Annotated in this window: 23 protein-coding genes and 1 other RNA gene; 16 read left to right on the top strand and 8 right to left on the bottom strand. The window is 63.3% G+C overall.

Features of this window, described 5'->3' with window-relative positions; genetic code table 11:
• Positions 1-377: 377 nt before the first annotated feature.
• Positions 378-1,154 carry a Bax inhibitor-1 family protein gene (locus tag T8A63_RS04630; RefSeq protein WP_067627480.1) on the top strand — a complete coding sequence of 259 codons (777 nt, stop codon included), beginning with the start codon at positions 378-380 and terminating at the stop codon, positions 1,152-1,154.
• A gap of 79 nt (positions 1,155-1,233) precedes the next feature.
• On the opposite strand, the gene T8A63_RS04625 is transcribed toward T8A63_RS04630, so the two are convergent.
• The 3 genes from T8A63_RS04625 to T8A63_RS04615 all read right to left on the bottom strand — a co-directional run bounded on the left by T8A63_RS04625 (position 1,234) and on the right by T8A63_RS04615 (position 2,863).
• Positions 1,234-1,923: a VIT1/CCC1 transporter family protein gene (locus tag T8A63_RS04625; protein WP_067942101.1), complete on the bottom strand. Its 690-nt coding sequence runs from the start codon at positions 1,921-1,923 to the stop codon at positions 1,234-1,236.
• A 16-nt stretch (positions 1,924-1,939) separates the two neighbouring features.
• The gene (locus T8A63_RS04620; protein WP_300055851.1) at positions 1,940-2,098 is read right to left on the bottom strand and encodes a hypothetical protein; all 159 of its coding nucleotides are present in this window, start codon (positions 2,096-2,098) and stop codon (positions 1,940-1,942) included.
• Positions 2,099-2,170: 72 nt separating this feature from the next.
• Positions 2,171-2,863 (bottom strand): metal-dependent hydrolase, encoded by a 693-nt coding sequence (locus T8A63_RS04615; protein ID WP_322345107.1) that lies wholly within the window; start codon positions 2,861-2,863, stop codon positions 2,171-2,173.
• A gap of 326 nt (positions 2,864-3,189) precedes the next feature.
• Here T8A63_RS04615 and gatC point away from each other — a divergent pair, with 326 nt between their 5' ends.
• The 6 genes from gatC (at position 3,190) to rpmG (ending at position 7,268) form a co-directional block, all read left to right on the top strand.
• Positions 3,190-3,477, top strand: a complete 288-nt coding sequence (gatC, locus tag T8A63_RS04610; RefSeq protein WP_067942117.1) for an Asp-tRNA(Asn)/Glu-tRNA(Gln) amidotransferase subunit GatC — start codon at positions 3,190-3,192, stop codon at positions 3,475-3,477.
• Positions 3,477-4,964 (top strand): Asp-tRNA(Asn)/Glu-tRNA(Gln) amidotransferase subunit GatA, encoded by a 1,488-nt coding sequence (gene gatA / locus T8A63_RS04605; protein WP_300055856.1) that lies wholly within the window; start codon positions 3,477-3,479, stop codon positions 4,962-4,964. The genes gatC and gatA overlap by 1 nt, the downstream gene beginning before the upstream one ends.
• 37 nt (positions 4,965-5,001) lie before the next feature.
• Positions 5,002-5,757, top strand: coding sequence for a hypothetical protein (locus T8A63_RS04600; RefSeq protein ID WP_260009896.1), 756 nt, complete (start codon positions 5,002-5,004; stop codon positions 5,755-5,757).
• Between the two features lie 3 nt (positions 5,758-5,760).
• Positions 5,761-6,450 (top strand): N-acetylmuramoyl-L-alanine amidase, encoded by a 690-nt coding sequence (locus T8A63_RS04595; protein ID WP_322345106.1) that lies wholly within the window; start codon positions 5,761-5,763, stop codon positions 6,448-6,450.
• An 11-nt stretch (positions 6,451-6,461) separates the two neighbouring features.
• Positions 6,462-6,941, top strand: an RNA gene (rnpB, locus tag T8A63_RS04590) — RNase P RNA component class A.
• A 159-nt stretch (positions 6,942-7,100) separates the two neighbouring features.
• Positions 7,101-7,268 (top strand): 50S ribosomal protein L33, encoded by a 168-nt coding sequence (rpmG, locus tag T8A63_RS04585; protein ID WP_007119221.1) that lies wholly within the window; start codon positions 7,101-7,103, stop codon positions 7,266-7,268.
• Between the two features lie 147 nt (positions 7,269-7,415).
• Here rpmG and T8A63_RS04580 read toward each other — a convergent pair whose 3' ends face one another.
• The 3 genes from T8A63_RS04580 to T8A63_RS04570 are packed head-to-tail and all read right to left on the bottom strand — an operon-like array spanning position 7,416 to position 8,899.
• On the bottom strand, positions 7,416-7,823 hold the full coding sequence (locus T8A63_RS04580) for a hypothetical protein (RefSeq protein ID WP_322345105.1): 408 nt from the start codon (positions 7,821-7,823) through the stop codon (positions 7,416-7,418).
• Positions 7,820-8,440 (bottom strand): DUF5671 domain-containing protein, encoded by a 621-nt coding sequence (locus tag T8A63_RS04575; RefSeq protein ID WP_322345104.1) that lies wholly within the window; start codon positions 8,438-8,440, stop codon positions 7,820-7,822. The genes T8A63_RS04580 and T8A63_RS04575 overlap by 4 nt, the downstream gene beginning before the upstream one ends.
• Positions 8,441-8,443: 3 nt before the next feature.
• Positions 8,444-8,899: a nucleoside deaminase gene (locus tag T8A63_RS04570; protein ID WP_067627497.1), complete on the bottom strand. Its 456-nt coding sequence runs from the start codon at positions 8,897-8,899 to the stop codon at positions 8,444-8,446.
• Positions 8,900-8,961: 62 nt separating this feature from the next.
• On the opposite strand from T8A63_RS04570, the gene T8A63_RS04565 reads away from it, so the two are divergent.
• The 9 genes from T8A63_RS04565 (at position 8,962) to dtd (ending at position 16,989) form a co-directional block, all read left to right on the top strand.
• A complete protein-coding gene (locus T8A63_RS04565; RefSeq protein ID WP_322345103.1) occupies positions 8,962-10,044 on the top strand; it encodes a pseudouridine synthase in 1,083 nt (360 codons plus the stop codon).
• A gap of 113 nt (positions 10,045-10,157) precedes the next feature.
• On the top strand, positions 10,158-10,388 hold the full coding sequence (locus T8A63_RS04560) for a hypothetical protein (RefSeq protein WP_067627501.1): 231 nt from the start codon (positions 10,158-10,160) through the stop codon (positions 10,386-10,388).
• 3 nt (positions 10,389-10,391) lie between these two features.
• Positions 10,392-11,306, top strand: coding sequence for a 5-bromo-4-chloroindolyl phosphate hydrolysis family protein (locus tag T8A63_RS04555; RefSeq protein ID WP_322345102.1), 915 nt, complete (start codon positions 10,392-10,394; stop codon positions 11,304-11,306).
• Positions 11,306-12,502, top strand: a complete 1,197-nt coding sequence (locus tag T8A63_RS04550) for a toxic anion resistance protein (protein WP_322345101.1) — start codon at positions 11,306-11,308, stop codon at positions 12,500-12,502. The genes T8A63_RS04555 and T8A63_RS04550 overlap by 1 nt, the downstream gene beginning before the upstream one ends.
• A 22-nt stretch (positions 12,503-12,524) precedes the next feature.
• A complete protein-coding gene (locus tag T8A63_RS04545; protein ID WP_067942115.1) occupies positions 12,525-13,487 on the top strand; it encodes a DUF2927 domain-containing protein in 963 nt (320 codons plus the stop codon).
• A 35-nt stretch (positions 13,488-13,522) separates the two neighbouring features.
• On the top strand, positions 13,523-14,638 hold the full coding sequence (locus T8A63_RS04540; RefSeq protein ID WP_322345100.1) for an SPFH domain-containing protein: 1,116 nt from the start codon (positions 13,523-13,525) through the stop codon (positions 14,636-14,638).
• Positions 14,639-14,754: 116 nt separating this feature from the next.
• Positions 14,755-15,867 carry a TFIIB-type zinc finger domain-containing protein gene (locus tag T8A63_RS04535; RefSeq protein WP_322345099.1) on the top strand — a complete coding sequence of 371 codons (1,113 nt, stop codon included), beginning with the start codon at positions 14,755-14,757 and terminating at the stop codon, positions 15,865-15,867.
• The gene (locus tag T8A63_RS04530) at positions 15,864-16,541 is read left to right on the top strand and encodes a nitroreductase (protein ID WP_067935444.1); all 678 of its coding nucleotides are present in this window, start codon (positions 15,864-15,866) and stop codon (positions 16,539-16,541) included. The genes T8A63_RS04535 and T8A63_RS04530 overlap by 4 nt, the downstream gene beginning before the upstream one ends.
• A 1-nt stretch (position 16,542) precedes the next feature.
• Positions 16,543-16,989, top strand: coding sequence for a D-aminoacyl-tRNA deacylase (gene dtd / locus T8A63_RS04525; protein WP_067935442.1), 447 nt, complete (start codon positions 16,543-16,545; stop codon positions 16,987-16,989).
• Positions 16,990-17,182: 193 nt separating this feature from the next.
• Here dtd and T8A63_RS04520 read toward each other — a convergent pair whose 3' ends face one another.
• The gene (locus T8A63_RS04520; RefSeq protein WP_067935439.1) at positions 17,183-17,443 is read right to left on the bottom strand and encodes a hypothetical protein; all 261 of its coding nucleotides are present in this window, start codon (positions 17,441-17,443) and stop codon (positions 17,183-17,185) included.
• Positions 17,433-17,675: a DUF1127 domain-containing protein gene (locus tag T8A63_RS04515; RefSeq protein ID WP_067626693.1), complete on the bottom strand. Its 243-nt coding sequence runs from the start codon at positions 17,673-17,675 to the stop codon at positions 17,433-17,435. The genes T8A63_RS04520 and T8A63_RS04515 overlap by 11 nt, the downstream gene beginning before the upstream one ends.
• Positions 17,676-17,690 lie beyond the last annotated feature (15 nt).

The following is a 17,690-nucleotide window of genomic DNA, read 5'->3' as shown; positions in this document are numbered from 1 at the left end:
CCTTGGCTGTAGTGGTTTCCCGCTCGGCAACCACTGGATGAACGCGAAGGATATCAATCGGTTCCCCCCGGAATAGTTCAAATGCCGATTTTCTGGCTCTCGGGTGGTTCACGTCACCGTTACTCGCGCCCCGCCGCGCCGCCAAAGCATCGGTGCTTTTCCGCCGATCACCGCGCCTTGGGCGGCCCGCCCGCCCGAAATAGAGGTCTTACCGACCCTCAGCGCGCGCCCCTGACAAATCCAGGGCGAAACCCGCGATTATTGCCGTGATATCAGACCGCAAGACACTTGAAATTCGCCCTCTCAGGTCCGATATTCAAAGCCAAGAACGTGTCGGCCGGGTTTCGACACGCAACTTTGCCAATGGGAGTCACTAAATGGCTGACGTCAATTCAATTCGCTCTGCTGCCGGGTCGCGCGTCGCCGCGATCGACGAGGGTCTGCGCGCTCATATGAACAAGGTGTATGGCACCATGTCGATCGGCATGCTCATCACCTTCGCCGCGGCCTGGGCCATCTCTGGGCTATCGGTTACCTCCGACCCTTCCGCCGCCGTAGCGCAGCTTAGCCAAGATAAGTACCTGACGCAGTTGGGCTATGCGCTCTATGCCTCGCCGCTGAAATGGGTCGTAATGTTCGCGCCGCTCGCTTTTGTCTTTGGCTTTAGCGCGATGATCAACAAAATGTCGGCGGCCACGGCGCAGGTCGTGTTCTACGCCTTCGCCGCCGTCATGGGCATCTCGATCAGCTCGATCTTCCTTGTCTTTACCGGCTATTCCATCGCGCAGGTCTTTTTGATCACGTCGATCGCCTTCGCCGGTTTGTCGCTCTGGGGCTACACCACCAAGAAGGACATCTCCGGCTGGGGCAGCTTCTTGATCATGGGCGTGATCGGTCTGGTTGTCGCGTCGATCGTTAACATCTTCCTCGCCTCTTCGGCGCTGATGTTCGCGATTTCGGCCATCGGTGTTCTGATCTTCGCGGGTCTGACCGCCTATGACACCCAGAAGATCAAGACCGAGTATCTGGCCCACGCGCATCACGGCGACACTGAGTGGCTGGGCAAGGCCGCGATCATGGGCGCGCTGAGCCTCTATCTGGACTTCATCAACATGTTCATGATGTTGCTGTCGCTCTTCGGCAACCGCGAATAATCGCTGGACCATCTGATGTGAAAGGCCGGCCCTGAAAGGGGTCGGCCTTTTTCTTTGGCGGCATTTAAAGTCAAAGCGGTCAGCCAATCGCTCCGAAAAGATGGCCGACCCCCGCGGTCACGGCCATAGCCAAACCGCCCCAGAAAACGACACGCCTGATGGCGGGCCGCTTCGGCGCACCGCCCAGTTGTGCCCCGCCCGCGCCAAGCAGCACCAGCGCCAGCAACGCAACCAATGCGATCGTCAGGCCACGCGCCCCCGCAGGGGCCAGAACAGCCGCCAACAAGGGCAGCCCGCCGCCCAAGGCAAAGGCCAGCGCCGAGGCGCCCGCCGCCTGCAGCGGATCGGCCTGACCGGCAAGGCCGAACATGCCCAACTCTTCGCGCGCGTGGGCGCCCAAGGCGTCATGGTCGGTCATCTGTGCTGCGACTTCCAAGGCGAGGTCACTTTCCACGCCCCGGTTCTCCAGCCCTTCGGCAAGTTCGCTCAGCTCGTAATCCGGGTCTTCGATCAGGGCCACGCGCTCGCGCTCCAAATCGGCCTTCTCAACGTCCGCCTGTGCCGAGACCGAGACATACTCCCCTGCCGCCATTGAAAGCGCCCCGGCGGTGAGCCCCGCAAGTCCGGTCAGCAGGACATTGCCCTGCGCCATGCCAGCCGCGCTCACCCCCACCAGCAGGCTGGCAGAAGAGACGATACCGTCGTTGGCCCCCAAAACGGCAGCGCGCAGCCAATTGCTGCGGTTGATGAAGTGACCTTCTTTGGGCATCTCAGCCGCCTTACGTCTATTGCGGCTGGTACACCAAAAGATGCGCCGGGAAGATGACTGGCCGGTCACCACCCACGCCGGTAAAGCCGACACTGCCGGTAGGCTCGGCCCGGTCCAGCGGGGCGCAGGCCCCCAGCGTCAGCAACAAGATCACGGCAGTCGATTTGGCAAACATGGCATTTCCCCGGTGGTTCATTCAGGTATCCCCCGTTCCGCCTTGGCGCGCAAGGCGGTCGGGGGCAGTTGGTCAGACGGTGATCGGCTGCATGACCTGCGGCTCCACCACATCGACGCCGGGCAGGCCATCGGTCAACGCCTGCGCCGATTGCTCCAGCGCGTCGAATGTGCGGTAGTGGCAGGGAATAACCGTCTTGAAGTTAAAATAACGTTTCGCGACATAGGCGGCCTGCGCCATGTCCATCGTGAAATGCCCGCCCGCGGATAGAATGCCAATGTCGGGTTTGTGATAGTCGCCCATCCAATCCATATCCGCCATGATCGCCGTGTCGCCGGAATGATAGATCGTATGCCCCTCGCCCGAGATCATGAACCCCGTCTCCATCCCGGTGTAGATCGGCCCGTTGTCGCCATCCACGGATGAGGAATGCGAGGCCGGAACCATGGTGATCGCCACCTCGCCCGCGCGGATCGTCCCGCCTTTGTTAAAGCCGGTGGTTTGTGCGACGCCTTTGCTTTCCAGCCAGCCCATCAGTTCGACCATCCCCGCCACCGGCGCATTGGTCCGGCTGGCGATGTCGGCGATGTCAGCCGTGTGGTCGAAATGGCCGTGGGTGACGAGGATTTGAGTCGCGCCTTTGATCGCTTCGGCATAATGCTGTTCGTCCAGCATCGGGTTGTCCTTGAGCCAAGGGTCGATCAGCAGCACTTGATCTTCGATCTCGATGCGGAATGAGCCGTGGCCGAGCCAGATGATGTTCATGAGGGTCTCCTGAGTAATGTGGGTTTTACGTCAGATTTGACCCTCCGAAGCGCGGAATCAAGTAAACGCCTCCGCATGCCACCAGCCCGGAATCAAGGGCGCATGCCCGCCGGGCAGCGCCAGACCGGCCCAACGGGCTGGCGCCTCTGCAAGCCGGACGCCATCCCGCCATCGCGCAATACCCCAGCAAACATAAATTGCCCAACTGCTTCGAGGCAGGCGCCATCCCCCGGTCTGGCGCCTGCCCGGCTCCGCTTCGCCCCTCTCAAACCCTTGCGAGGCCCGCCCCCAAACGGTAGAGGACCCACAAAGAGATGGAGATGTTCATGTCGATCGACGAAAACACCGCCGCACGGGTGGCGAAACTGGCCCGGATCAAGGTTGAACCCGAGGCGCTTCCGGCGCTGGCGGAAGAGTTCAACAACATCCTCGGCTTCATCGAGCAGCTGTCCGAGGTGGATGTCGACGGCATCGAGCCGATGACCTCCGTGACCCCGCAGCGCCTGAAACGGCGCGAGGATGTGGTCACCGATGGCGACCAGCAGGACCGCGTGCTGGCCAATGCCCCCGATGCCCGTGAAGGGTTCTTTGCCGTGCCGAAGGTGGTGGAATAATGACCGATCTGAACAAACTGAGCCTTGCCGAAGCCCGCGACGCGCTGCGCAAGGGTGAAACGACATCCGCCGCGCTGACCGAAGCTTGCCTCAAAGCCATCGACGGCGCAGGCGCGCTGAACGCCTTCGTGCACCGCACCCCCGAGATCGCGATGGAACAGGCCGCCGAGGCCGACGCGCGCATCAAACAGGGCGATGCGCCTGCCATGTGCGGCCTGCCCATCGGCATCAAAGACCTCTTCTGCACCAAAGGCGTGCCAAGCCAAGCGGGCAGCCGCATCCTCGAAGGGTTCCTGCCCGAGTACGAAAGCACCGTCAGCCAAAAGCTGAAAGACAGCGGCGCGGTCATGCTAGGCAAGCTCAACATGGACGAATTCGCCATGGGCTCGTCGAACGAGACTTCCGTCTATGGCAACGCGGTGAATCCGTGGCGCCGCGCGGGTGACACGGCGGACCTGACACCGGGCGGCTCCTCGGGTGGCTCTGCCGCCGCCGTGGCTGCTGACCTCTGCCTCGCCGCGACCGGCACCGACACCGGCGGCTCGATCCGCCAGCCTGCGGCCTTTACCGGCACCGTGGGCATCAAGCCGACCTATGGCCGCTGCTCGCGTTGGGGCATCGTCGCATTCGCCTCAAGCCTCGACCAAGCCGGGCCGATGACCAAAACCGTGCGCGACGCCGCGATCATGCTGGAAGCCATGTGCGGCCATGACGCCAAGGACAGCACCAGCGCCGATCTGGCCGTGCCGGACTTTGAGGCGGCCCTGACTGGCGACATCCGTGGCAAGAAAATCGGCATCCCGCGCGAATACCGCATGGATGGCATGCCCGAAGAGATCGACAAGCTCTGGCAAGACGGCATCGCGATGATGAAGGACGCGGGCGCCGAGATCGTCGACATCTCGCTGCCGCACACGAAATACGCCCTACCCGCCTATTACGTCATCGCCCCCGCCGAGGCATCCTCGAACCTCGCGCGTTATGACGGTGTGCGCTTTGGCCACCGCGCCAAGCTCGACCACGGCGACGGCATCACCGAGATGTACGAGAAAACCCGCGCCGAGGGCTTCGGCCACGAGGTGCAGCGCCGCGTCATGGTTGGCACCTATGTGCTCTCCGCCGGTTTCTACGACGCCTATTATAACCGCGCCCGCAAGGTCCGCACCCTGATCAAGAAAGACTTCGAAGATGTCTTTGCCCAAGGCATCGACAGCATCCTGACCCCGGCGACCCCCTCGGCGGCCTTCGGTCTGGGTGAAATGAAGGACGCCGATCCGGTGGCGATGTATCTCAACGACGTGTTCACTGTGACGGTGAACCTTGCCGGTCTGCCCGGTGTCGCGCTGCCGACGGGCCAAAGCGCCACAGGCTTGCCACTGGGTCTGCAACTGATTGGGCGCCCGTGGGAAGAGGCCGAGTTGCTGTCCTCCGCCTATGCGCTGGAGAAGGCGGCCGGTTTTGTGGCCAAGCCCGAGAAATGGTGGTAAGCCGCGGGGCGGTGAATAAGAGGCGAGAGCGGGTCAGATGATCACACGGACACTTCTAGCGATGACAGCAGGCGGTCTTTTGGCAGCCTGCCAACCGGCGATCCCCGATTCCGGGAACATCAACAGCGGGCGCGGCGTCGGCTTTGGCGACAGCAATTTCGAAGCCGAGCAGCGTGCACGCGATGCGGCGCTGGCGGGCGACGGCAGCTTCACCTCTGACGTTACCGCCCAGCCGTTAGATGACGGCTCCCCCGAAGCGACGGCGGCGGAAACCGCCCGCGTTCTGGCGGCGACCCGTCCGGGCGGGGCAAGCAACGGTCTGGGCAATGACGCCACGACCAACTCGGGCGTTTCCCCGGTGAACGCCAGCCCGTCGAACCCGCCCCCCGCCGCGGTCAACGCCGTTGGCATCTCGAATGAGAACAACTTTGACGCGGTATCGGGCCAGCGCAGCATTCAAGACGACGCGGCCCGTGTGGCCGCCAACCGCGCCCAATATCAGGTGGTTCAGCCCGAAGCACTGCCCGAGCGTCGGAACGTCGGCCCGAACATCGTCGCCTATGCGCTGCAATCCAACCAATCGGTCGGTCAGCAGGTCTATAGCCGTATCGGCTTTAACAAGGCCCGCAAGTTTGAACGTGCTTGCGCGCAGTACAGCCACGCCGACCAAGCGCAGATTGCTTTCCTTGAGGCCGGTGGCCCCGAAAAGGACCGCGAGGGCATGGACCCCGATGGCGATGGCTTCGCCTGCAACTGGGATCCCACTCCCTTCCGCCGGGCTGCGCAGGGCTGATAAATGCCTGTCGCGCCTGACGTGACGGCGCATCCCTCGCCGAATTGCGGCCCGCGACGCGGCGGGCTGCGGCCCCGGCTTATCGTCCTCCACCACACGGCCATGACCAGCGCCCAAGCGGCGCTGGATCGCCTCTGCGACCCCTCTGCGGCTGTCTCTGCGCATTATCTGATCTGTGGCAACGGGCGCATCCTGCAATTGGTTAAAGAAGACCAGCGCGCTTGGCACGCGGGCGTCGGCGAATGGGCGGGTCAGGACGACATCAACTCCCGCTCCATCGGGATCGAGTTGGACAACCGCGGCGATCACCCCTTCTCAGAACCGCAGATGCGCGCGCTCGAAACCCTCCTGCCCGGCATCATGGAGCGTCACGGCATCCCGCCCGACGGGATAATCGGCCACTCCTGCATGGCACCGGGCCGAAAGGTCGACCCCGGCCCCCGATTCGATTGGGCACGGCTGGCGCGGCGGGGGCTGGCCTTGCCTGCGGGCGACGGCGCTGCGCCAAAGACCGCCACAGCCGACACCTTCCGCGACGCCGCGCAGGCCGCAGGCTTCACCGCGCCCTGCGATGATGCAACGCTGCTAGAGACCGTGCGGATGCGTTTCCGTCCCCACGGGCGCGGCCCTCTCACCCCCGCAGACCTTGCCGCCCTGCCCGCCCCCATTGACGCGCCACGCGGCGGCGTCTAGGGCGGGGATGCGCGGAAGGCTGGATGGCCGCTGCGTCGACTCGCGTCGCATGACCGACGACCACTCCCGTCACACGCATGTGTGACATCCGTGGCGTCGCTTTTGCGGGGCAAAGGCGACGTAGAGGAAAGTCCGGACTCCAAGAAGAAACGGTGCCGGGTAACGCCCGGGCGGGGCAACCCGACGGAAAGCGCCACAGAAATGAAACCGCCCCTTGGTCCGGCTTGCCGGAACCCCCAAGGGGTAAGGGTGAAACGGTGGGGTAAGAGCCCACCGCGGGGCTGGCAACAGCTCTGGCACGGCAAGCCCCACCGGGAGCAATGCCAAATAGGGACCGCGCGCCGCTGATCTTCGGGTCAAAGGCGGGGCTCTTCTGCCCCAGCAGGTCCGGGTTGGCAGCTATAGCTGCATCGGCAACGGTGCAGTCAGAGGAATGGTCATCGCCTGTTTTCGGACAGGTACAAAATCCGGCTTATAGGCCTTCCGCGCATATTCCTGCCCTTTCAGGTCCGAAAGGCAGGTTTTTCGACGAAACCGGCGTCTTTCGGCATCGGACGGGCAAATAGCGGTTGACTCGGGCGCGGGTCTGACTAGAACCCGAAATTCAGAATTCACGCACGCCTGCGCGGCCGTGCAGCAGGAGAAGACACATGGCGAAGCCAACCACGATCAAGATCCGCCTGAACTCGTCCGCGGGCACAGGCCATTTCTACGTGACCAAGAAGAACGCACGCACCATGACCGAGAAGATGGTCATCAAAAAGTACGACCCCGTTGCGCGCAAGCACGTCGAATACAAAGAAGGCAAGATCAAGTAAGATCGCCTGCTTTGAACGGTTTCAAAAGGCCACGCGGTTTGCGCGTGGCCTTTTGCGTTGTGGAGCCGGGTAAGGCGCGCTTAGCGCAGCTTTAACCGACCTAGGCCGCCGAGCAGCGGCAGCCCGTCAATCGCACCCCTCCCCCGCTCAGGGCGCCTGCACCACCCATTGTCGCGAAGATGGGACGCGCCGATAGCGCAGGCATCCCACCGCCCCGTCGAAATGCAGCCGCTCCCGCCCAGAGGCGACCGTTTTCTCTTGAGGCACCTCAAAAGTCGCGCAGACAGCGAGGCTCTCAGCCCCTCGCGTCACCTCATAGGCGGCGCCGGTCAGCGGATCGTGGAGGCTCTGCTCTGTGCTGCGACAGGCGCGAGAGAACGCCGCCTGCTCTGCAGTCTCGCAAATAAGCGCATCGGCGAGGTGCCGCAGGTCTGCCAGACGGGTCTGGTCACGGCTTTCGGCGCGCGCATGACCCGGCCCGCCGACCACGGCGAAACCGGCAAGGAGCGCGGCCAAGACCACAGCCACGGCACCGCCAAAGAACAGCCGGTTCACCCGGTCGCCCCCTGCCGCCCATCGCGGCGGTAATAGCCAAAGATGCCCCCGGCGATTCCCGCCACCACCAGCGCCTTCAACGCGAATTGCACTGTCAGGTCGCCACTGAGGAAGGCATAGATCACCGCTACCAGATCGCCCAACAGGACCGCAGCGGCGAAAAGCAGGGTCACGTAGGTCATCCAACTGCGAATGGCCGAGCGCGCCAGCGCCGGATCAGCGGCCAACCGCCTGTTTTCGCGGGTGGCCAGCCACAGGTACAGCGGCAACGTCACGATCAGCACCGCCATGGCCCAGCGGATGCGATAGGTCGCCCCGCTGTCCTCTGAGGAGATGAAGTGGTCGATCAAAGCATGCAGCAGCCCCACCAGATACCCCGCGCCAAAAAGCAGCGCCCCGAACATCAGCGCATAGACGAAAAAATCCCGCGCCGTGACCACGGGGCGCGGGCGTGGCACCGGCGGGGCAAAGGGCACATCCGCCCAGCCTTCCAATGCGTCGCTGACCTCTTGCGCCGACCAGCCCGCTTGGCCCAACACTGCGGCGATCTCAACGCGGCTTTTGCCTGCGCTGAGCGCATCCCGCACGAATTGCGCCAAATCCCTATTGCCTGCCATGGGTTACCCCCCTCTTTTGGCTTGGAAAAATGCAGTTAAAAGCTGCTCTGAGTCCCGCGCGGCGATGCCGTCAAAGACCTGCGGCGCGTGATGGCATTGGGGATGCGAGAACACCCGCGCGCCCTGCGCCACGCCGCCTGATTTGGGGTCTGCCGCACCGTAAAACAAGCGCTCTAGCCGCGCGGCGGCGATGGCCCCGGCGCACATCGCGCAGGGCTCCAACGTGACGTAGAGCGCGTGACCGATCAGCCGTTCTGAGCCAACAGCCGCACAGGCCGCACGCAGGGCCAGCATCTCGGCATGGGCGGTTGGATCGTTGCGCGCGCGGGTTTCGTTGCCTGCCGTCGCGACGATCCGCCCTTCGGGTGAGACGACAACCGCCCCCACCGGCACCTCGCCGCGCGCGGCAGCGGCGCGGGCCTCGGCCAGCGCCTGACCCATATATGAGCGAAACTCCATTCCGTCACATGGCCGCAAACGCCACCCTTTCGCAAGCCCGTGAAACAGGGTAAGCGCAGTGTATGAACGCAAAAATGCCCCCCTCCGGCTCAGGCCCGCAAAACACCGACACCGATGCTGACGCCAGCACATCCAAGGGCGACCGCATCGCCAAGGTGCTGTCGCGCGCCGGTATTGCCTCGCGCCGCGAGGCCGAGCGCATGATCGAAGCGGGCCGCGTGCGCGTGAACGGAGAGCAGATCACCTCGCCCGCGCTGAACGTCACGCCTGAGGATAAGATCACCGTCGACAACACCCCCGTCGGCGCGCCCGAACCGCCGCGCATCTGGCTTTATCACAAGCCCACCGGGCTGGTGACGACAAACTCTGACGAGAAGGGCCGCGAGACGATCTTTGATGCCCTGCCCGAGGACATGCCCCGCGTGATGACCGTAGGCCGGCTTGACCTCAATTCCGAAGGGCTTTTGCTGCTGACCAACGATGGCGGCGTGAAACGCAAACTGGAACTGCCCAGCACGGGCTGGCTGCGCCGCTACCGCGCGCGGGTGAATGGCCGCCCCACGGATGAAATGCTGGAGCCTCTGCGCCGCGGCATCACCGTGGAGGGCGAAAATTTCCAGCCGATGGACGTGACATTGGACCGCCAACAAGGTGCGAATGCTTGGTTGACCATCGGCCTGCGCGAAGGCCGCAACCGCGAGATTCGCCGCGCGATGGAGGCCGTGGGCCTGACCGTTAACCGGCTGATCCGGATCTCTTACGGCCCGTTCCAATTGGGCGAGTTGAAGATCGGCGAGGTGGAAGAACTGCGTCGCAAGGTCGTGCGCGATCAATTGGGCCTTGAGTTGGAAGACCCCAGCGGCACCGCTGTGAAAAAGCCCACGGGTCTGCGCCGCCCGCCACGCCGCAAACCCGGCGGTTTTGGGGGCGCGGGCCAGCCCGGTCTGCCCGTACAACCCGGCGAAGATGACGAACCGCCGCCCCGCCGTGGTGGCGGCAAGGCGAAGAATGCACCGCGTGGCAAGGCAGCCCAAGGCAGGCCCAGTGGTAAACCGGGGGCGCGTCCCGCAGGGCGCCCCAATGCGAAGCCGGACGGCAAACCGGGGCCAAAGCCCGGTGGCCGGGGGCCAAAACCCCGCCGCTGACCGGCACTGCCCCAAGTTGCCCTGCGCGTTTCCGGAACGCTGCTGACCTGCGTGCGTTGAATAGAGAACGGCAGGGCAAGATCAGCGCGAAACCGCTGGCAGAAAAGGGCAATATGTTGCGAATAGTGATGTTTTTGGTGGCCTTGGCCGCGCTCGTGGTTATCATCCTCGGCGCGGCCTCGCTCTTGGGGCGCGCGGCTGACAGTGCCGGCACGGCGCTGCGCCCGATCTGGGGCGGCGAGAGGGGAAACATGATGGCGCCAACGACCTTTCAGAAAATCGCCTTTGGGGCGTTGCTGGTTTTGCTGCTTGGGCTGACCAGCGGTTTTCTCGGGGGGCTTTGATCCATGGCGCAGCGCTTTGGCGGCAAATATAGCCCCGACACGGACGCCACCCCCGGCAGCACCCCGCGCAAGACCCGCCGCCTGCGGGTCGATCCTGTGGGCGGGCGGGTGAACCTGATGTTCCTGCCCCCGGTCCTGCTGGCTGGAACCTCGCTTATCGGTGGCGCGGGCACGCTGGTCCTTGGCCTTGGCGGGGCGTTTTTGTTGGCCTCGGGCGTCTGGCTACTGCGCGACGGCCTTCTGGCCGAGGCGGAGTACCACGAACGCAAAGTTGCCCGCCGCCCGGTCCTGCCGCGCAAAATTCTGGCCGCAGTATTGGCGGGCGCTGGCGCGGCCCTTGCTGCATTCAGCAATGACCCGAGCCTTATCGCAGCCCTGCTCTACGGCCTCGCGGCCACGGCCCTGCACCTTGCGGCATTTGGCATTGATCCCTTTCAGAACAAAGGCATGGAGGGGATCGACACCTTCCAGCAAGACCGCGTCGCCCGCGTGGTAGATGAGGCCGAAAAGCTGCTCTCGGGCATGAGCCAAGCGATCTTGCGTGCAGGCGACCGGCGCGCCGAAGCACGGCTGGCCGAGTTCCAAGAAACCGCCCGCCATTTGATCCGCACCGTCGAAGAAGACCCCCGCGACCTGACCGCCGCCCGCAAATACCTTGTCGTCTATCTGCGCGGCGCGCATGATGCGACGGTGAAATTCGCCGACCTCTATGCCCGCAACCAAGACGCGCAAGCCCGCGACGACTACCTCGCTTTGCTCGACGATCTGGATCAGAACTTTGCCGCCCGCACAGCGAAGTCCCTGCTGGACGACCGCAGCGATCTGAACGTGGAAATCGACGTGCTGCGTGAACGCCTCTCCCGCGAGGGAGTCCGACTGGAACAGCCCGCCCCTGCAAATACCAAGGAAGATCAGTGATGACCGATGCCCTCCGTGAAAAAGCTGCCCAATCGCAAGGGTTGGTGGAAGAAGTGAACGCAACCGTTTTGCCCGAACCGGCGGATGCCAAGGCCATCGTGCCATTGGCCAAAGCTGATGCCGCACAGAGCGCGGAAATCCAAAAGCGTATGGCCGAGATCGACGTGACCGATACGCAATCCATCGTCAGCTTCGGCTCTGCCGCGCAGGCCGAGTTGCAAGAGATCAGCCAATCCATGCTGGCCGATGTGCGCAACAAGGATGTCGGCCCCGCGGGCGATAGCCTGCGCACCATGGTCAGCGCGATCCGCGGCTTCTCGGTCTCTGAGCTGGACGTGCGGCGCAAACAAAGCTGGTGGGAAAAATTGCTGGGCCGTGCCACCCCATTCGCCAAATTCACCGCGCGTTTCGAAGAGGTACAAGGCCAGATCGACCGGATCACGGACAACCTGCTGGCGCATGAGCATACGCTGTTGAAAGACATCAAATCGCTCGACCTGCTTTATGAAAAGACGCTGCAATTCTACGACGAACTGGCGCTCTATATCTCGGCCGGTGAGGCCAAGATTGTTGAACTGGATCACAAGACCATCCCCGCCAAACAGACCGCGCTGGATAAGGCGAACGAAGACGATCAGGTGATGCGGGCGCAGGAACTCCGTGACCTGCGTGCCGCCCGCGATGATCTGGAGCGTCGGGTGCATGATCTGAAACTGACACGTCAGGTCACCATGCAATCCCTGCCTTCGATCCGTCTGGTGCAAGAGAACGACAAAAGCCTCGTGACCAAGATCAACTCGACCTTGGTGAACACCGTGCCGCTGTGGGAAACGCAACTGGCCCAAGCCGTGACCATCCAGCGCAGCGGTGACGCGGCTAATGCGGTGCGCGAGGCGAATGACCTGACCAACGAATTGCTCACCTCCAACGCCAAGAACCTGCGTGACAGCAACAAGGTGATCCGTCAGGAAATGGAGCGCGGCGTCTTCGACATCGAAGCGGTGAAACAGGCCAACGAAGACCTGATCGGCACCATCGAAGAATCCCTGCAGATCGCCGATGAAGGCAAGGCAAAACGCGCCAATGCCGAGAAGGAGTTGCAGGAAATGGAAGGCCGTCTGCGCGACACGCTGGCCGCCGCTAAGGCCCGCGAAACGGGCTTGGGCGACACCACAGGCAATGCGGTGCCAAGCTAAGACCGACGTGGGGGAACAGGTAATGCAAGAACGTCTGCGCAGAAAACTGCGCGCCGGGGGGGCGCTGGCGCTGAGCATGCTATTGCTGGCCTGCGCCGAACCCGCGCCCGTCTTGCAACAGGTCGCCAAGCCGCAGGCTCGCCCTGTGGCAAAGCCCCCCTCTCCGGCTGTGGTGGCCAAACCCACTTCGCAAAAAAGCGCCATGCTGCGCAGCTATTTGCATCAAGTTGAGAAGGCGCAGTTGAACCAGGATTTGCTGCGCCAAGACGGTGGCGGTGATGACACGCCCTTTACCAGCGAAATGCTGGTCCGCAACTTTGAGCAGATCGCCCTTTATAACGAATATGACGGCAATTTTTCCGGCCACGGTGGGGCCAGTCCCCTGCGCCGCTGGGAAGGGCCTGTGCACATGCAGATCATCTTCGGTGATAGCATCCCCCCGTCGCAACGCCGCTCTGACACCACCAACATCAAGGCTTTCGCGCGACGCCTTGCCCGGGTTACGGGGCATCCGATCTCAACGACAGGCACGCCTAATTTCATAGTGGTTGTAGCTTCTGAAGATGACCGGGTCGATGCTTTGACCCATGCTGCGGAAAAGGTCGCGGGCGTAAGCCCATCGTCGCTCCGTGCGATGCGCAACATGCGCCGCGACACCTATTGCGCCGTGGCCGCCTATGCCGCGGGCGACCACCCGAATGTCTATACCGCCGCCGTGGCGGTGATCCGCTCGGAAAACCCCGGGTTGCTGCGGCTGTCGTGCATCCACGAAGAACTGGCCCAAGGCTTGGGTCTGGCCAATGACAGCCCCGCCGCACGCCCGTCGATCTTTAACGATGACGACGAATTCGCCTTGCTGACCAAACACGACGAACTCCTGCTCAAGATGCTCTATGACAAGCGTCTGCGCCCCGGCATGACAGCAGAGCAGGTCAACCCGATCACCCGGATCATCGCACGCGAGTTGACGGACGGGCCGGTGTAACGCAGCTTTACGACGAAAGAATAAGGACCATTCCCATGGGCATTTTCGATTTCCTCTCCGGCCAGTTCATCGACGTCATTCACTGGACCGACGACACCCGCGACACCATGGTTTGGCGGTTTGAGCGTGAAGGCCATGAGATCAAATACGGCGCCAAGCTGACTGTGCGCGAGGGGCAAGCCGCGGTCTTTGTGCATGAGGGGCAGTTGGCGGATGTCTTCACTCCCGGTCTCTATATGCTTGAGACCAACAACATGCCGATCATGACCTCGCTTCAGCATTGGGATCATGGCTTCAAAAGCCCGTTCAAATCTGAAATCTACTTCGTCAACACGACCCGGTTTAACGATCTGAAATGGGGCACCAAGAACCCGATCATCGCCCGCGATCCTGAGTTTGGCCCGGTGCGCCTGCGCGCCTATGGCACCTACTCGGTCCGCGTGAGCGACCCGGCAAAGTTCCTGACCGAGATCGTCGGCACCGATGGTGAATTCACCATGGATGAAATCTCTTACCAAATCCGCAACATCATCGTGCAGGCCTTTTCGCGCACACTGGCAAGTTCGGGCATTCCGGTGCTCGACATGGCTGCGAACACCCGTGAATTGGGGCAATTGGTCGGCAAAGACATCGCCGCACAGATCGCCGAATACGGGCTGGCGATGCCCGAGCTCTACATCGAGAACATCTCCCTTCCGCCCGCGGTAGAGGCGGTGATGGACAAACGCACCTCCATGGGCGTGGTCAGAAACCTTAACGAATACATGCAGTTCCAAGCGGCTGAGGCGCTTGGCCGCGATGGCGCGGGCGGGGCGGCGATGCAAACCGGCCTCGGCGCGGGTCTGGGCATGAGCATGGCGCAGGCCGCCAGCGCGCAGGCCGGCCCTTGGGGCGCGCGCCCTGCCCCCACCGCTGCGGCCCCCGTGCCGCCGCCTCCGCCGCCGGTCGAGAAGGTCTGGCATATCGCCAAAGATGGCGCGACCTCCGGGCCCTTTTCCAAGGCCGCGATGGGCCGCAAAGTGACCGAAGGCAGCCTCGGGCGCGATGCTCTGGTCTGGACGCCGGGCCAAGATGGTTGGCAGCGGGCCGAGGATGTGGCCGAGCTGGCGCAGCTCTTTACCGTGATGCCACCGCCGCCACCCCCGGCCTGATACGCTGGCGCGAGGGATAACACCTTTGCGCGCAGACGGCCTGCCCCCCGTGGCCCCCTCTAGGGCTGCGCCCCCCCCATCCGCACCGCCGCGATTGACCTTGCAAAGCACCCCTTATGTCCGCCACCGATCTGCCCCCCGCCGCCCCGCTAGAAGAGCACCGTTTCCCCTGTGACACCTGCGGCTCTGACATGCGCTTTGATCCGGCGCAGTCGCTGCTGATCTGCGATCACTGCGGCAATGTGGAGCCTATCGACGGCACGGGCCGCCACGCCCATGCCATCGCCGAGCAAGATTTCCGCGCAGGCTTGCAATCCGCCCTGCCCGCTGCCGAAATGGAAGAGACCCGCGTCACCACCTGCCCCAATTGCGCGGCGCAGGTGGAATTCGAGCCCGGCAAACACGCCGCCGAATGCCCCTTCTGCGCCACGCCCGTGGTGATCGACACCGGCACCAACCGACATATCAAACCCCGCGCCGTGCTGCCCTTTGCCCTGCCCGAAGAAAGCGCCCGCAATGCCATGAAAGACTGGCTCGGCGGTCTTTGGTTCGCGCCCAATGGCCTGCAGCAATATGCCCGCAAGGGCCGCCGGATGCAGGGTATTTACGTGCCGTTCTGGACCTATGACGCACAGACCGCCTCCAGCTATCGCGGGGAGCGGGGCACGGTCTATTACGTCACACGCACCGTTATGCGCGATGGAAAACGGGTGCAGCAGCAGGTGCCGAAAATCCGTTGGCGGGCGGCATCGGGCCGGGTTGCGCGGTTCTTTGACGATGTGCTGGTGCTTGCCTCGCGCTCTTTGCCCAAGAAACACACCGATGCGCTGCACCCTTGGGACCTCTCGGCGCTGGAGCCCTATGCGCCGGAATACCTCGCCGGTTTCCGGGCCGAGGCTTACGGCATCACGCTGGAGGAAGGCTTTGTTCAGGCCCGCGCCCATATGGACCGGGTGATTGAACGGGACGTGAAATTCGACATCGGCGGGGACCGCCAGCGGGTGCATGACATCAACACGCAGATCAGCGATGTGACCTTTAAACATATCCTGCTGCCGGTCTGGCTGGCCGCGTATAAATACCGCGGCAAGACCTATCGCTTTGTGGTGAATGGCCACTCCGGCAAGGTGCAGGGCGAACGGCCCTATTCCGCGATCAAGATCACCTTCGCCGTGGTGCTGGGGCTGATCGCCGCCGCCATCGTCGGCTATTTCATGGCCCAGCAATGACCCAGACCTATGACCAATTCACCGACCTCTTGCAGGCCCGCTACTCCTGTCGCGCCTTTCTCTCTGACCCGCTGCCTGAGGAGACCATCACCCAGATCGTCAGCGCCGCGCGTCACGTGCCCTCATGGTGCAATGCGCAGCCATGGCAGGTGACCGTAACGCGCGGCGCGGGCACCGACGCCTTTCGCGCCGCACTGCTTGAGGCCGCAAGCGCAAATACCCCGGTGGAGCCGGACCTGCCGTGGCCCACAGGCTATTCAGGCGCCTATGCCGAGCGTCGCCGCACCTGTGGCTTCCAACTCTACGACGCGGTGGGCATCGCCAAATCCGACCGCGACGCGCGCAAGGCACAGATGCTGCGCAACTACGCGCTTTTCGACGCGCCGCATGTGGCCATCGTGACCGCCCCGAGCGAGCTTGGCCCCTATGGTGCGATGGACTGCGGCGGCTTCGTCACGGCCTTCACCCTCGCCGCGACGGCGCTTGGCGTGGCCAGCATCCCGCAGGCCGCCATCGCCGCCTATGCGCCTTTGGTGCGTGAGGTGCTTGATCTGCCCGAGGATCGGCTGGTGCTCTGCGCGATCTCATTCGGCTATGCCGATGCCAAGCATCCGGCCAATGGCTTTCGCACCGAACGGGCGGCCCCCTCAGAGATTATCGATTGGAAAGACTGACATGCGCGCATTGCTGCAACGGGTGACCGAGGCGTCGGTCACGGTCGAGGGTGAGGTTATCGGAGAGATCGGCCCCGGCCTGCTGATCCTTGTTTGTGCCATGCCCGAAGACACCGAAGAAACCGCCGAGAAACTCGCCCTGAAAATCTCTAAACTCCGGCTGTTCAAGGATGAAGGCGGCAAGATGAACCTGAGCCTTGCGCAAACCGGCGGCGCGGCCTTGGCGGTGAGCCAATTCACCCTCGCCGCCGATACCTCGCGCGGCAAACGCCCCGGCTTTTCCGGCGCGGCAAAGCCCGAGATGGCCGAGGCGCTCTACACCCATTTCGCCCGCAGTCTCGCCGGGCTCGACATCCCTGTGCAGACCGGGCGGTTCGGCGCGGATATGGCCGTGGCACTGGTCAACGATGGGCCGGTGACCCTCTGGCTCGACAGCGCAGCGCCTTGATATTGCGGCAGAAAGCATGGACCGGCAAGCTTGGGAGGAGGTAAGCTTGCCGGTCGGTATAACGGGTCCGGGAGGAGGAGGACCGTTAATATGCGGTGTCAGATCAACCCGGGAAGGAGGAGCGGGGTCCGGCACCTGACAATGCAGCGCGCAGGGCGCGACATTGATTGCTAAAGGTCATAAGCGCTGCGGCTTACAGACCGTCGTATTCTTCTGTCACCAGCGCTTGGGCGTGCTGCGGGATCTGGTTGCGGTCGATGCCCGCGCGCTCAAGCTGTGCGTCGCTCATGCTGTTGAGGACGGACTGCATACGCGAAACCTGCATTTGGGTGACGCCACGCGCCAGCAGGGTGCCGACTTTGCTAGCAGCGGTGCCAAGCGCACCGAATACCGGAGCGGTCGCGTCACGCAGGGAGAAACCGTGAGGGGCGGATAGGGTGTTGTCATACTTCATAGGTCTGTTCCTTCGAAAGTTCTTCCGACGCAACACGCCGGATGTCGTACCGCGCGATGCCGATGTCCGACAGTTCGCGATCACTCAGTACGTTAAGTTCTGTGAAAGTTCGGTTGTAAGCTGCGCGCCGGGCCTTGATCTGGGCCACACGACGGCGCATGCCGTCATAGGTGTGATGAAGCCCATCGAGCGCGGAGCTCAGGGTGGTGCCACGTGAGATTGCCATCGTCATAAGCGCAACTCCTTT

It is taken from the genome of Sulfitobacter sp. OXR-159, from assembly GCF_034377145.1.
In the GTDB taxonomy this organism is placed as follows: Bacteria; Pseudomonadota; Alphaproteobacteria; order Rhodobacterales; family Rhodobacteraceae; genus Sulfitobacter.
This window is presented reverse-complemented; position numbering and strand designations above follow the sequence as displayed.